A 13,777-nucleotide genomic window follows, 5' to 3' on the forward strand; every position below is an offset into this window, starting at 1 on the left:
GGGTGATTCGATGAACGTTGCGATGCAAGCGTAACAGCGGCCGTTCGCAAAGTTTTGAAGCCTCTGAAAATAAATCCGGGCCTGATGCGCTCGCGCTACAGGTGCGCGCGCACAGTGTGTTCGCGCGGAAATAATGACCGCGCAGCAACATGATTGACCGGCCTTAAGTCTGGCTTAATTCTGGCGGCATACAGTGCTTGCAACGGGGTCTCCTCTTTCCCCCTTGTTCGCCGCGACGACATCCGGCGGACTCCTTTCGGCCCGCAGCCAATGCGGGCCGTTTTTTTGCCTGCGGCTTACGCGCCGCCGGACGGCGGGCTTCCGTGCTTGTGCTGGCCCAGCCGCTGCGCTCGATAAATGCCGGTGTGGCCGGAGAACAGATAGGCGACCACGCAGGCCAGCGCCGCGAACGGCCCGATGCCGGCGCCGAACAGCTCGATGGCCATCACCGTGGACGCCAGCGGCGTGTTGGCCGCGCCGGCGAACACCGCCACGAAGCCGAGCGCGGCCAGCAGCGGGAACGGCAGATGCAGCAACGGCGCCAGGGCATTGCCCAGCGTGGCGCCGATATAGAACAGCGGCGTCACCTCGCCACCCTTGAAACCGGCGCCCAGCGAGGCCACCGTAAACAGCCCCTTGGCCAGGAAGTCCCACGGCGCCACCGGTTGCTGGAAGGCCTGCACAATCACGTCGATGCCCAGACCGACATAGCGTTGGGTGCCGCAGGCCCATACTGCGAGCGCCACTACGACGCCGCCGATGACCGGACGCAGCGGCGCGTAGGCCACGTGCTTCTTCATGAAGGCGGACAAGCCGTGGGCGCCGCGCGCGAAGGCCATGCCGGCCAGGCCGAACACGGCGCCGGCGGCGATCACCGCCGCCGCGCTCCAGAGCGCCACCGGCGCCGTGGCCGTCATGGCGTAATGGGTATGGTGCACGCCCCAAGCCAGGCCGACCTGGTCGGCGGCGATGGCGGCCACGAAGCAGGGAAAGATCGCGTCATAGCGCATGCGACCGATGGCCAGCACCTCCAGTCCGAAGATGGCGCCCGCCATCGGCGTGCCGAACACCGAAGAAAAGCCGGCGCTGATGCCGGCCATCAACAGGATGCGGCGATCCTCGCGGCGCAGGCGGAACACGTGGGTCAGCTGGTCGGCCAGCGCGCCGCCCATCTGCACCGCGGTGCCCTCACGCCCCACCGACGCGCCGAACAGGTGCGACGCTACCGTCCCCATCAGCACCAGCGGCGCCATGCGTAGCGGCACCACCTTGGCCGGGTCGTGGATCTCGTCGATCAGCAGGTTGTTGCCGGCCTCGACCGACTTGCCGGCATGCAGGTAAATCCAGCCGACCGCAAAGCCGGCTGCCGGCAACAGCCAAAGCAGCCAGGGATGGGCCTGGCGGGTGCGCGTGGCGAGGTCCAGCGAGATCAGGAAGAAGGCCGAGGCGCTGCCGGCCAGGAAGGCCACCAGCGAGGCGATAAGGCACCATTTGCCGACATAGGGCAGGAGGCGCAGCGGTTCAGGAAGTTTGGAGGCGTTCATGTTGCGGGCGTTGGGTTGGGTCAACCTGGCCGGCAGGAACGGGAGGATGCTTGGTGCGCACGCCTACAGTCCCGGTCATCCAGGGTCTGCAGGCATCATCAGCCCCGGCGGGTGCCGGCGGCGGTTCGGGGAGGAATGCCATCTCCGCCGCGCATGTTAGCAAGTTTCAGCCGGACGGACAATCGCCGCGCCGCCGGCCCCCGGTGTGTCGCGCAAAAGTGCGCGCCCGTTCCCAACCGGGCGGCCATATGAGATGATTGGCCCGCGGCAATCTCAGGGAGGGAGCCGCGTCCGTTTTTCCACCGCCTTGCACGATAAAACTGAAATATCCTTTCCGTCGCCACCGCGGCGAAAAGATGCGCTGACATGCTGAAGAAAATCAAAGTGGAGGAACTTGTCCTCGGAATGTACTTCGCCGGCTTCGACGATGCCGCGTGGATGAACCATCCGTTCTGGAAAAACAAGTTCCTCATCAAGAGCCCCAGCGAACTGCAGCAGGCGCGTGCCAGCGGCATCGCCGAGTGCTGGATCGATACTGCCAAGGGCAAGGACGTCGTCGCGCCGGAAGAAGAGCCGGAGGAAACTCCCGAGCCCGAACCGCAACCCGAACTGGCGCCGCAACCCGCGCTGGACCCGGCGCTGATCGACGCCCAGGCGTTGCGCGAAACCGCCAAGAAGGCGACCCAGGCCATGTTCGCGGAAATCCGCATGGGCAAGGTGCTGGACATGGACCGCTGCGTGTCCGTGGTGGAAGAGATCGCCAGCTCGGTGGTGCACAGCCCCAACGCGCTGATGAGCGTGGTGCGCCTGAAGCTGGCCGACGAATACACCTATCTGCACTCGGTAGCGGTGTGCGCGCTGATGGTGGCGCTGGGCCGCACGCTGGGCATGGACGAGACCGCCTGCCGCGAAGCCGGCCTGGGCGGCTTCCTGCACGACATCGGCAAGGCCTTCATCCCGCATGACATCCTGAACAAGCCCGGCAAGCTGACCGAAGAAGAATTCGCTATCGTGCGCAAGCACCCGGAACTGGGCTTCAAGTATCTGAGCCAGGATCCCAACGTGCCCGACTATGCGCGCAACGTCTGCCTGCACCATCACGAGAAGATCGACGGCAACGGCTATCCGGAAGGCCAGCGCGGCGGCGCCATTTCGCTGTATGCGCGCATGGCGGCGATCTGCGACGTGTATGACGCGTTGACTTCGGATCGCCCCTACAAGCACGGCTGGGATCCGGCCGAGGCGATCTCGGCGATGGCCTCCTGGACCGGCCACTTCGACCGCGCCATGTTCCTGGCCTTCGTCAAGACGCTGGGCATCTACCCTGTGGGCTCCATCGTCAAGCTGGAGTCGGGACGCTCGGGCTTCGTGATCCGCCAGAACGCCAAGGACCTGACCCGTCCGGTGCTCAAGGTGTTCCGCTACAACGACAACATGGAAGTCAGCGACACCGAAATCCTCGACCTGCTGGCCACGCCTGAAGCCGACACCATCATCGCCCGCGGCGGCGAAGAATGGGCGCGCCTGAGCCACCTCGACTCGATGCAGCTGCTGAGCACGCGGGCGTTGTCCTGAGCTTCTTCACGTTTTTTTACGTTTCTTGCGCATGAAAAAAAGCCCGCATCCTGCGGGCTTTTTCTTTGCTGTTCCGGGTACCGCAGGTCAGCGAATGCGGATCTCGACGAAGCGATTGCGCGGCTCGGGCACACCCTTCTTCTGCGGCACGCGCGGCTCGCGCGAGCCCTTCCCCACCACCTCGATGCTGAGCGGCTCGATCTTGGCGCGCAGCAGTTCGCGCTCCACCAGCCGCGCACGGCGCACCGACAACGCCTCGTTGTTGGCATCGCTGCCGATGGCATCGGCATGTCCCACCAAGATGAATTCGCCGGCCGGGAAACTGCGGAATTCCTCGATGGCCTGATTCAGCAATTTGCGCGACGCCGGCGTCAGGCGATCGCTGCCCAACTCGAACAGCAGCTCATAGCTACGCGGCCGCATCGGCAGGTTTTGCAGCAAGGGAGCATAACGCGCCTGCACGTCGGCCTCGCTGACGGTAGCGGTCTTGCCGGCCTTGCCGGCTTCGGTTTCCACGCTGGCGTAGGGGGTGGCCAGTGCGGTCTCGCCTGCAGCGGTCTTGACCACGATGCTGCTGGAAGAACCGTCAGCCTGCGGCAGCAGCACGAAACGCTCCTTGGGCCCGGCGCAACCGGACAAGGCCAGCAAGGCGATGCAGAGGGCGAGCAGCTTATTCACCGGCCACCTCCACGATGAAGTCGGTGCCGCGAATACCGATGGTGGCCGTCGGCGTGGCCACCTGCTGGCGCTCCGGCGCGCGTTTGCCGATCAGGCCGGAGACGTAGCGCAGCGTGCCCTTGGCCACGCGCACGGCGACGTTGCCCTCGCCCGAGCTTTCGTTGAACTTGAAGTCTTCCAGCACGAAGCTGGTCTTGGGACCGAGCGACATCAGCGTGTCGTCGCGCAGCGTGATGCCCACGGCGGCGGCCTCGGCGGTGACGATGCGGTCGCCCGGGTACAGCTTGTCGCCGACCTTGGCGGCCAGCGCCTGCTGCTGGCGCTGCACTTGCACCTCGCCGCTGACTACCTTGACGATGCCGGCTTGCGAGCGCTCGGCCGCCGGCGTTTGCGCCAGCGCGCTGCACGTCGTCACGGATGCCAGCGCCGCTGCAACAGACAACGCCGCAGACAACGCAACAGGCGCCCCCCGCTTGCCTTGAGAAACCGCTCCCCGTTTCATGAAACTCCCTTGTTGATCGCTCCGGATGCATTCGGCATGGCGCCCGGCAGATCGCGGCGCCGCGGCGACATTATAGGCAGATTCCGCATGGAAACCCGTTCCTCGACAACAACGAAACAAGGTATAAATCCGTGAGCAATTGCAGTTCGATCAACAAAGGCACCAACAGGCCTCAGGCGTCCCCTGCCCTGACCTGCTTGATGGCGCTTTCCCAGGCTTGCATTTTTGCCAAGGCCTCGTCGCGGCTGATGGCGGGCTGGAAGGTGCGCTCCATGCGCCACTGCGCCGACAGTTCCGACTGATCTCGGTACACGCCGGTGGCCAGCCCCGCCAGGTAGGCCGCGCCCAGCGCGGTGGTTTCCGTCACCTGCGGGCGGATCACCGGGATGCCGAGCAGGTCGGCCTGGAACTGCAACAGCAGGTTGTTGGCGGAAGCGCCGCCGTCGACGCGCAATTCGGTGATGGGCGAGACGGCGTCGCGCACCATCGCCGTCAGCAGCGCGGTGCTCTGGAAGGCGATCGACTCCAGCGCGGCGCGCGCGATGTGCGCCACCGTGCTGCCGCGGCTCAGGCCGACGATGGCGCCCTTGGCCGACGGGTTCCAGTAAGGCGCGCCCAGCCCGGTGAAGGACGGCACGAACACCACGCCGCCCGAGTCCTCGGCGGACGCCGCCAGCGCCTCGACGTCGGTGGAGGTCTTGATCGCCTTCAAGCCGTCGCGCAGCCACTGCACCACCGCGCCGCCGATGAAGACGCTGCCTTCCAGCGCGTATTGCGGCGTGGCGCCGGTCTGGCAGGCCGCGGTGCTGATCAGGCCGTTGCGCGAAGTGGCGCACTGCTCGCCGGTGTGCAGCAGCATGAAGCAGCCGGTGCCGTAGGTGTTCTTGGCCATGCCGGGGCTGAAGCAGGCCTGGCCGAACAGCGCCGACTGCTGGTCGCCGGCGATGCCGGCGATCTTGACCGCCGCGCCCAGGTGCTGCGCGTCGACCTCGCCGTACAGGTGAGACGAGGCACGCACCTCCGGCAGCATGCTGCGGGGGATGTCGAGCCAGGCCAGCAGCTCCTCGTCCCAGCTGCCGGTGTGGATGTTCCACAGCATGGTGCGCGAGGCGTTGGAGACGTCGGAGACATGCAGCCGGCCGCCGGTCAGGTTCCAGATCAGCCAGGCGTCGACCGTGCCGAACAGCAGCTCGCCGCGCTGCGCGCGCTCGCGCAGGCCGGGCACGTTATCGAGGATCCAGCGCAGCTTGGTGCCGGAGAAATACGGATCGAGCACCAGGCCGGTCTTGGCCCGGATGGCCTCGCCCAGGCCGCGCTCGCGCAATTGCGCGCAGACCGTTTCGGCGCGGCGGTCTTGCCACACCACGGCGTTGTACACCGGGCGGCCGCTGGCGCGCTCCCACACCACGGTGGTCTCGCGCTGGTTGGTGATGCCCAGCGCGGCCAGCTCACTTGCCTTGATGCCGCTTTGCGCCAGCACCTGGCGCGCGGTTTGCAACTGGCTGTTCCACAGGTCCAGCGGGTCGTGCTCGACCCAGCCCGGCTGCGGAAAAATCTGCGGAAATTCCTGCTGTGCGGCGGCCACGATGGCGCCGCTTTCGTCGAAGATGATGCTGCGGGAACTGGAGGTTCCCTGGTCCAGGGCGAGCAGATAAGCCATGAGGTCCCTTACTGAATTACTGCGTTGCTGAATAACTGAATGCATCGCCGCCGCGCGTGATGCTGATGCGGCGGATAAAAAAGACGTCATCCCGACCTGCGCCGGAATGACGTCCTGACTGACCGGATGTCAGGCTGACATCAGCCGATCAGCGTACGCGGCCGTCCTTCCATGCCTGCAGCAGCTTGTCGTAGGCGATGGTCTCGCCCTTCGGCTTTTCGTTGGCCAGCTTGGTCCACGGCGCGCCCTTGTCGGACATCCAGCTGGCCGGATCCTTCTTCGGGTTCAGCTTCGGTGCGCACTGCTTCATGCCGGCGCGCTGCAGGCGCGCCATGATGCCGTCCATCTCATCGGCCAGGTTGTCCATCGCGCCTTGCGGTGTCTTCTCGCCGGAGATCGCGGCCGAGATGTTCTTCCACCACAGCTGGGCCATCTTCGGATAGTCAGGCACGTTGTTACCGGTCGGCGTCCATGCCACGCGCGCCGGGCTGCGGTAGAACTCGATCAGGCCGCCGTACTTGGCCGCGTTCTTGGTGAAGTAATCCGAACGGATGTCGGAGTCGCGGATGAAGGTCACACCGACGATGGACTTCTTCAGCGACACGGTCTTGGACGTGGTGAACTGGGCATACAACCAGGCCGCCGCCATGCGGTCAGGCGGGGTGCTCTTCAGGAAGGTCCACGAGCCGACGTCCTGGTAGCCGTTCTGCATGCCGTCCTTCCAGTAGGGGCCGTGCGGGCCGGGGGCCATGCGCCACTTGGGCGAACCGTCGGTGTTGACCACCGGCAGACCTTGCTTGGTCATGCCCGCGGTGAACGCGCTGTACCAGAAGATCTGCTGCGCGATGTGGCCTTGCGCGGGCACCGGGCCGGCTTCGGAGAAGGTCATGCCCAGCGCTTCGGGCGGCGCGTACTTCTTCATCCAGTCCAGGTACTTGGTCAGCGCATACACGGCCGCCGGCGAGTTGGTCGCGCCGCCGCGCGCCATCGAGGAACCGACCGGGGTGCACTTGTCGTCGGCCACGCGGATGCCCCATTCGTCGACCGGCAGGCCGTTGGGCAGGCCCTTGTCGGCGGCGCCGGCCATCGACAGCCAGGCATCGGTGAAGCGCCAGCCCAGCGACGGGTCCTTCTTGCCGTAGTCCATGTGGCCGTAGATCTTCTTGCCGTCCAGCTCCTTCACGTCGTTGGTGAAGAAGGCGGCGATGTCTTCATAGGCCGACCAGTTCTGCGGCACGCCCAGCTCATAGCCGTACTTGGCCTTGAATTTTTCCTGCAGGTCCTTGCGCGCGAACCAGTCGGCGCGGAACCAGTACAGGTTGGCGAACTGCTGGTCGGGCAGCTGGTACAGCTTGCCGTCCGGCGCGGTGGTGAAGCTGGTGCCGATGAAATCCTTCAGGTCCAGGCCGGGGTTGGTGTATTCCTTGCCGGGGCCGGCCATGTAGTCGGTCAGCACCACGGTCTGGCCGTTGCGGTAGTGGGTGCCGATCAGGTCGGAGTCGTTGACCCAGCCGTCGTAGATCGACTTGCCCGATTGCAGCGAGGTCTGCATCTTCTCGACCACGTCGCCTTCCTGGATCACGTCGTGGATGACCTTGATGCCGGTGATTTCTTCGAAGGCCTTGGCCAGGGTCTTGGATTCATAGGCGTGGGTGTCCAGGGTCTCGGAGACCACGTGGATTTCCTTGATGCCCTTGGCCTTGAGCTTGGCGGCGGTATCGATGAACCACTGCATCTCGTCGACCTGCTGCTTGCGCGACAGGGTGCTGGGCTGGAACTCGGCGTCGACCCACTTCTCGGCGGCCTTGGTATCGGCCCAGACATTGCCGGCGATGCCAGCCATAGCCAGCGCAGCCGACAGCACGGTTAGTTTGAATTTCTGCATCATGTCTCCTCGTCACCTTCCCTAAGATGGCCGCGCCGGGGTGGGAAGGACATTCCCCGGGACGTCATTTCATTCCAGGTTGTCGCCTTGGCGCAAACCGGAAATCGAATTACGGATCAACCCTTGCGCATGATCAGCAGCAAGGCCACGAAACCGATAGCGGCGGCGTACCACTGGTCCAGGTCGGTCAGGCCGACCCACGCCAGATTGATGTAAGCCGCGCTGAGCAAGCCGATGAACAGGCGGTCGCCGCGGGTGGTACGCATCGGCAGGAAACCTTTGCGCTCGGTGGTGGGCGAACGGATCTCCCACACCGTCATGCCCACCAGCATCAGCGCGACGCAGATGAAGAACACCGCCACCGGCAGCGTCCACGACATCCATGAAAATGCATTGGCCATGATCACACTCTCCCCATGGCGAAGCCCTTGGCGATGTGGTTGCGCACGAACCAGATCACCAGTGCCCCGGGAACAATCGTCAGCACCCCGGCCGCGGCCAGGATGCCCCAGTCCATGCCGGCCGCCGAGGCGGTGCGCGTCATGATGGCGCTGATCGGCTTGGCGTTGACCGAGGTCAGCGTACGCGCCAGCAGCAGCTCGACCCAACTGAACATGAAGCAGAAGAAGGCGGTCACGCCCACGCCCGACTTGATCAGCGGCAGGAAGATGCGGACGAAGAAGCGCGGGAAGGAGAAGCCGTCGATGTAGGCGGTCTCATCGATCTCGCGCGGCACGCCGGACATGAAGCCTTCCAGGATCCATACCGCCAGCGGCACGTTGAACAGCATGTGCGCCAGGGCCACGGCGATGTGCGTGTCGGACAGGCCGATGGTCGAGTACAGCTGGAAGAACGGCAGCAGGAACACCGCCGGCGGCGTCATGCGGTTGGTCAGCAGCCAGAAGAACATGTGCTTGTCGCCGAGGAAGCGGTAGCGCGAGAACGCATACGCCGCCGGCAGCGCCACCAGCAGCGACATGACGGTGTTCATCGCCACGTAGATGATGGAGTTGATATAGCCGGAATACCACGACGGGTCGGTGAAGATGACCTTGTAGTTGTCCAGCGTGGGTGCGTTGGGCCAGAGCGTGAAGACCGACAGGGTCTCCTCGTTGGTCTTGAGCGAAGTGTTCAGCAGCCAGTACAGCGGGATCAGGGTGAAGGCGATGTAGAGCGCCATCACCAGGAGCCGCGTCAGGCCGCTCTGCTTGTCTTTATTCATGGTTGCCGCCCGTGTCTTTGCTACCGTTGCCGGCGCTCTGCATCCAGTTGTAGAGCACGAAGGACAGCAGCAGGATGATGAGGAAGTAGATCAGCGAGAACGCCGCCGCCGGACCCAGGTCGAACTGGCCGACCGCCTTCTGCGTCAGGTACTGGCTCAGGAACGTGGTCGAGTTGCCGGGGCCGCCGCCGGTCAGCACGAAGGGTTCGGTGTAGATCATGAAGCTGTCCATGAAGCGCAGCAGCACCGCGATCACCAGCACGCCGCGCATCTTGGGCAGCTGGATGTAGCGGAAGACCGCCCAGCGGCTGGCGCCGTCGATCTGCGCCGCCTGGTAGTAGGCGTCCGGGATCGAGCGCAGGCCGGCGAAGGCCAGCAGCGCCACCAGCGGCGTCCAGTGCCACACGTCCATCACCAGCACGGTGATCCAGGCGTCAGTCGGATCCGAGGCGTAGTTGTAGTCGGTGCCCAGCAAGTTCAGCACGTAGCCGCCCAGGCCGATGTCGGCGCGACCGAAGATCTGCCAGATGGTGCCGACCACGTTCCATGGGATCAACAGTGGCATGGCCAGGATCACCAGCGTGGCCGAAGATTTCCAGCCCTTGTGCGGCATCGCCAGCGCCAGCACGATGCCCAGCGGGATCTGCACCAGCAGCACGCAGAACGAGAACACCAGTTGGCGCAGCAGGGCCGAGTGCAGCTCGCCGTCGCGCATCACTTCCTTGAACCACTCGAGGCCGACGAACACGCTTTGCTCGGGGCTGATGATGTCCTGCACCGAGTAGTTCACCACGGTCATCAGCGGGATGATCGCGGAGAAGGCCACCGTCAGGAACACCGGCAGGATGAAGAACCATGCCTTGTTGTTGATTGGCTTGTCCATGCTTTACCGCCCTATTCTTTCTTCGTTGCTGAAGTAGATCGTCTCCGGCTTGGCCAGGCGCAGCCATTGCGGCCCCTGCGCCACCTTCACCGACGGCGCCACGCGTGCCTTGACGGTGAGGCCGTCGAACTGCGCCGTCACCAGCTGGCTGGTGCCCAGGTGCTGGACCTGGGTGACGTCCGCGCTCACCGCGCCGACGCTGCCGGCCGCCGCCAGCTCAACGAACTCGGGGCGGATGCCCAGCTTCAGTTCGCCGTTGGCGTTCTTCAGCGCCTGCAGCTGCGCTGCCTCCAGCTGCACTCTTTGCTTGCCGAGCAGCACGGCGTCACCGTCGACGCGAACCGGACAGAAATTCATGCCGGGGCTGCCGATGAAGTAGCCGACGAAGGTATGGTCGGGGCGCACGAACAAGGCCTCAGGCTTGCCCTGCTGGACCACCTTGCCTTCAGTCATGACCACCACTTCGTCGGCGAAGGTCAGCGCCTCGACCTGGTCGTGGGTGACGTAGATCAGCGTCAGCTTCAGCTGGTGGTGAATCTCCTTGAGCTTCTGGCGCAGCTCCCACTTCATGTGCGGGTCGATCACCGTCAGCGGCTCGTCGAACAGGATGGCCGCGACGTCCTTGCGCACCAGCCCGCGACCCAGCGAGATCTTCTGCTTGGCATCGGCGGACAGGCCGGCGGCGCGCTGCTTCAGGTCGCGCGAGAGATCCAGCATCTCGGCGATCTCGTGCACCCGCGCCTGCACTTCGCGCTCGGGCATCTTGCGGTTGCGCAGCGGGAAGGCCAGGTTGTCGAACACGCTCATGGTGTCGTACAGCACCGGGAACTGGAACACCTGCGCGATATTGCGCTCGCGGGTGGCCTTGTGGGTCATGTCCACGCCGTCGAACAGCACCTGTCCTTCGGACGGCTGCAGGAGACCGGAAATGATGTTGAGCAGCGTCGACTTTCCGCAGCCGGAGGGGCCCAGCAGCGCATAGGCGCCGCCGTCTTCCCACACCATGTTCATCGGCTGCAGCGCATAGTCCTTCAGGCTGGAGGGGTTGGGGCCGTAGGCGTGGCCGAGGTTGTTGAATTCGATGCGGGCCATGTCAGTGCGCCTCCGTCGGGGCGCTCAGCAGGCGACCCTCTGTGTCAAACAGGAATACCTGCGCCGCGCTGATGCTGACCTTGACCGTGCTGCCGATCTCGAACTCGTGCACGCCCGGCAGCTGCGCCACCAAAGGCACGTCGCCATGGCGCAGGTGCATATAGGTTTCGGAGCCGCTCAGCTCGGCCAGCGTCACGCGGCAAGCCAGGCTCACGCCGGGTCCGGTCAGCGCCTGCAGGCGCACGTCGTTGCAGCGGATGCCGACGCGGCAGCGCTGCCCGTCCGACAGGCGCAGGCCGCGCCCGGCAATCTCCAGCACGCTGCCGTCTTCCATGCGCACGGCATCGCCGCCGGTGGCGCTGGCCTCCAGCAGGTTCATCGGCGGATCGTTGAAGATCGCCGCCACCTCGGTCGAGGCCGGCGCGTTGAACAGCTGCAGCGTCGGCGCGAACTGCAGCAGGCGGCCCTCGTGCATCACGGCGGTGTGACCGCCGAGCAGCAAGGCTTCCTGCGGCTCGGTGGTGGCGTACACGACGGTGGTGTCGCCGGCGTCGAACAGCGAAATCAGTTCGCTGCGCAACTCCTCGCGCAGCTTGTAGTCGAGGTTCACCAGCGGCTCGTCCAGCAGCACCAGCGGCGCGCGTTTGATCAGCGCGCGCGCCAGCGCGGTGCGCTGCTGCTGGCCGCCGGAGAGTTCGCCCGGCAGGCGCTGCAGCAGGTGCGCGATGTGCAGCTTGTCGGCGATCTCGTTGACGCGCTGGTCGATCTCCTGCTGCGGCTTCTTTTGCAGGCGCAGCGGCGAGGCGATGTTCTCAAACACCGAAAGACCGGGATAGTTGATGAACTGCTGGTACACCATCGCCAGGTTGCGCTCGCGCACGCCGACGCCGGTGACATCCTCACCGTCCACCAGGATGCGCCCGCCCGTGGGCTTGTCGAGCCCGGCGATGATGCGCATCAGCGAGGTCTTGCCGGCCTGGGTCGGGCCCAGCAGCACGTTGATGCCGCCTTTCGCCAGCGTCAGGTCAAGGGGGTACAGGTGCGTGTGGGCACCGACCGTCTTGACCACTTGTTTCAGTTCCAGGGTCACACTGTCTCCTTGCTGCGTTTTATTACTTATTGTTGGTTGCTTGTGATTACAGCGATTACACCGCTTGCGGCGACTGCAACGGCGCGGCACCGGCATGCTCCTGCGCCAGCCATGCCTCAAGCCGCGCAACGTGCTGCGGCTGGCAATACAGGCCCAGCTTGCTGCGCCGCCAGAGGATGTCGTCGGCGCTGCGCGCCCATTCCGTGCTGACCAGGTAACGCGCCTCGGCTTCGTACAAACCCGGCGCCAGTTCCTCGCCCAGTTCCGCCAGGCTGGTCGCCGTGCCGATCAGGCGTTCGAGGCGCGCGCCGTAGCTGCGCGCGTAACGCTTGGCCAGCTGCGCCGGCAGCCATGGATAGCGGCGCTGGACGTCCTGCAGGAAAGCGTCGAAGTCATAGCGCCGCACCAGCTTGCCCGGATGCTGCAGATCGCCGCCGGGCAACGGCGCGCCGTCGGTCCAGGGGCGATCCTGCAGGCCGAGGTTGGACGACAGCATGGCCAGCGCTTCTTCGGCCAGCTTGCGGTAGGTGGTGATCTTGCCGCCCCAGACGTTCAACATCGGCGCGCCGGCGGCGTCGCATTCGAGCAGGTAGTCGCGGGTGACGGCGGAGGCGTTCTCGGAACTGTCGTCCAGTAGCGGACGCACGCCGGAGTAGGTCCACACCACGTCGGCGGCGGTGATCTGGCGCGTGAAGTAACGGTTGGCCATCTCGCACAGGTAAGCCACTTCCTCGCCGCTGATCTCGACGCGGCCGGCGTCGCCGTGATACTCGAGGTCGGTGGTGCCGATCAGCGTGAAGTCGTCCTGATAGGGAATGGCGAAGATGATGCGCTTGTCGGGATTCTGGAAAATATAAGCGCAGGGATGGTCGAACAGGCGCTTGACCACGATGTGGCTGCCTTTGATCAGGCGCAGGCCGTAATTCTTTTTTGCCCCCGGCACGCCCTGCGCGAAACGCGCGGCCCAAGGGCCGGCGGCGTTGACAATGGCGCGCGCCTGCACTTCCAGCACCTGGGTGCGGCCGTTGGCCTCGCTCTCCAGCACCGCATGCCAGCGCTCGCCGTCGCGACGGGCGCTGACGCATTTGGTGCGGGTCAGGATGCGGGCGCCGCGCTCGTGCGCGTCCAGTGCGTTGAGCGTCACCAGGCGCGCGTCGTCTACCCAGCCGTCGGAATAGACGAAGCCGCGGCGGTAGTCGCCCTTCAGCGGCTGGCCGGCGGCATGTTCGCGCAGGTTGAGCCCGTGCGAGGCGGGCAGGATTTCACGTTTGGCGAGCGTGTCGTAGAGGAACAGGCCGGCGCGGATCATCCACGCCGGACGCTGGCTGGCGTCGTGCGGCATGACGAAGCGCAGCGGCCAGATGATGTGGGGCGCGGCGCGCAGCAGCACTTCACGCTCCTGCAAGGCCTTGCGCACCAGTTTGAATTCGTAATACTCGAGATAGCGCAGGCCGCCGTGAATCAGCTTGGTGCTGGCCGAGGAAGTGTGCTGCGCCAGGTCGTGCTGCTCGCACAGGAGCACGCGCAGGCCGCGGCCGGCGGCATCGCGTGCGATGCCGGCGCCATTGATACCACCACCGACCACCAACAGATCGTATTCGAGGGCCATTCGCATTGTCTCCGGAGTTTTTGGATACTCGCCAATT

The 13,777-nt window shown here is 65.2% G+C and carries 12 protein-coding genes and 1 riboswitch; of the genes, 1 reads left to right on the top strand and 11 read right to left on the bottom strand.

From position 1 onward, the window contains the following. Nucleotides 1-296: 296 nt before the first annotated feature. Nucleotides 297-1,544, bottom strand: coding sequence for a voltage-gated chloride channel family protein (locus tag J8I26_RS11615; RefSeq protein ID WP_209607265.1), 1,248 nt, complete (start codon nt 1,542-1,544; stop codon nt 297-299). Between the two features lie 82 nt (nt 1,545-1,626). Beyond that, nucleotides 1,627-1,699, bottom strand: a riboswitch (Fluoride riboswitch). A gap of 211 nt (nt 1,700-1,910) precedes the next feature. Here J8I26_RS11615 and J8I26_RS11620 point away from each other — a divergent pair. Beyond that, nucleotides 1,911-3,119: an HD-GYP domain-containing protein gene (locus tag J8I26_RS11620; protein ID WP_209607266.1), complete on the top strand. Its 1,209-nt coding sequence runs from the start codon at nt 1,911-1,913 to the stop codon at nt 3,117-3,119. A gap of 87 nt (nt 3,120-3,206) precedes the next feature. Here J8I26_RS11620 and J8I26_RS11625 read toward each other — a convergent pair whose 3' ends face one another. The 10 genes from J8I26_RS11625 to glpD all read right to left on the bottom strand — a co-directional run bounded on the left by J8I26_RS11625 (nt 3,207) and on the right by glpD (nt 13,740). Beyond that, nucleotides 3,207-3,797, bottom strand: a complete 591-nt coding sequence (locus J8I26_RS11625; protein ID WP_348635309.1) for an OmpA family protein — start codon at nt 3,795-3,797, stop codon at nt 3,207-3,209. Further along, on the bottom strand, nt 3,790-4,212 hold the full coding sequence (locus J8I26_RS11630; protein ID WP_348635310.1) for a FecR domain-containing protein: 423 nt from the start codon (nt 4,210-4,212) through the stop codon (nt 3,790-3,792). The genes J8I26_RS11625 and J8I26_RS11630 overlap by 8 nt, the downstream gene beginning before the upstream one ends. A 259-nt stretch (nt 4,213-4,471) precedes the next feature. Continuing rightward, nucleotides 4,472-5,959: a glycerol kinase GlpK gene (gene glpK / locus J8I26_RS11635; protein WP_209607268.1), complete on the bottom strand. Its 1,488-nt coding sequence runs from the start codon at nt 5,957-5,959 to the stop codon at nt 4,472-4,474. Between the two features lie 148 nt (nt 5,960-6,107). Continuing rightward, complete coding sequence (locus tag J8I26_RS11640) at nt 6,108-7,847, bottom strand: ABC transporter substrate-binding protein (protein ID WP_209607269.1); 1,740 nt, start codon at nt 7,845-7,847, stop codon at nt 6,108-6,110. A 113-nt stretch (nt 7,848-7,960) separates the two neighbouring features. Further along, on the bottom strand, nt 7,961-8,245 hold the full coding sequence (locus tag J8I26_RS11645) for a DUF2160 domain-containing protein (protein ID WP_209607270.1): 285 nt from the start codon (nt 8,243-8,245) through the stop codon (nt 7,961-7,963). A gap of 2 nt (nt 8,246-8,247) precedes the next feature. Then, complete coding sequence (locus J8I26_RS11650) at nt 8,248-9,066, bottom strand: carbohydrate ABC transporter permease (RefSeq protein ID WP_209607271.1); 819 nt, start codon at nt 9,064-9,066, stop codon at nt 8,248-8,250. After that, nucleotides 9,059-9,949: a sugar ABC transporter permease gene (locus tag J8I26_RS11655; protein ID WP_209607272.1), complete on the bottom strand. Its 891-nt coding sequence runs from the start codon at nt 9,947-9,949 to the stop codon at nt 9,059-9,061. Before J8I26_RS11655 ends, J8I26_RS11650 begins: the two co-directional genes overlap by 8 nt. Nucleotides 9,950-9,952: 3 nt before the next feature. Next, nucleotides 9,953-11,041 (bottom strand): ABC transporter ATP-binding protein, encoded by a 1,089-nt coding sequence (locus J8I26_RS11660; RefSeq protein WP_209607273.1) that lies wholly within the window; start codon nt 11,039-11,041, stop codon nt 9,953-9,955. Nucleotide 11,042: 1 nt separating this feature from the next. Next, nucleotides 11,043-12,131: an ABC transporter ATP-binding protein gene (locus J8I26_RS11665; RefSeq protein ID WP_209607274.1), complete on the bottom strand. Its 1,089-nt coding sequence runs from the start codon at nt 12,129-12,131 to the stop codon at nt 11,043-11,045. A gap of 55 nt (nt 12,132-12,186) precedes the next feature. Beyond that, on the bottom strand, nt 12,187-13,740 hold the full coding sequence (gene glpD, locus J8I26_RS11670) for a glycerol-3-phosphate dehydrogenase (RefSeq protein ID WP_209607275.1): 1,554 nt from the start codon (nt 13,738-13,740) through the stop codon (nt 12,187-12,189). Nucleotides 13,741-13,777 lie beyond the last annotated feature (37 nt).

This window comes from Herbaspirillum sp. LeCh32-8 (assembly GCF_017814915.1).
In the GTDB taxonomy this organism is placed as follows: Bacteria; Pseudomonadota; Gammaproteobacteria; order Burkholderiales; family Burkholderiaceae_D; genus Herbaspirillum.

Coding starts and splice junctions, on each gene's coding strand:
- J8I26_RS11615 (WP_209607265.1), bottom strand. CDS start 1,544: ATGAACGCCTCCAAACTTCCTGAACCGCTGCGCCTCCTGCCCTATGTC.
- J8I26_RS11620 (WP_209607266.1), top strand. CDS start 1,911: ATGCTGAAGAAAATCAAAGTGGAGGAACTTGTCCTCGGAATGTACTTC.
- glpK (WP_209607268.1), bottom strand. CDS start 5,959: ATGGCTTATCTGCTCGCCCTGGACCAGGGAACCTCCAGTTCCCGCAGC.
- J8I26_RS11640 (WP_209607269.1), bottom strand. CDS start 7,847: ATGATGCAGAAATTCAAACTAACCGTGCTGTCGGCTGCGCTGGCTATG.
- J8I26_RS11645 (WP_209607270.1), bottom strand. CDS start 8,245: ATGGCCAATGCATTTTCATGGATGTCGTGGACGCTGCCGGTGGCGGTG.
- J8I26_RS11650 (WP_209607271.1), bottom strand. CDS start 9,066: ATGAATAAAGACAAGCAGAGCGGCCTGACGCGGCTCCTGGTGATGGCG.
- J8I26_RS11655 (WP_209607272.1), bottom strand. CDS start 9,949: ATGGACAAGCCAATCAACAACAAGGCATGGTTCTTCATCCTGCCGGTG.
- J8I26_RS11660 (WP_209607273.1), bottom strand. CDS start 11,041: ATGGCCCGCATCGAATTCAACAACCTCGGCCACGCCTACGGCCCCAAC.
- glpD (WP_209607275.1), bottom strand. CDS start 13,740: ATGGCCCTCGAATACGATCTGTTGGTGGTCGGTGGTGGTATCAATGGC.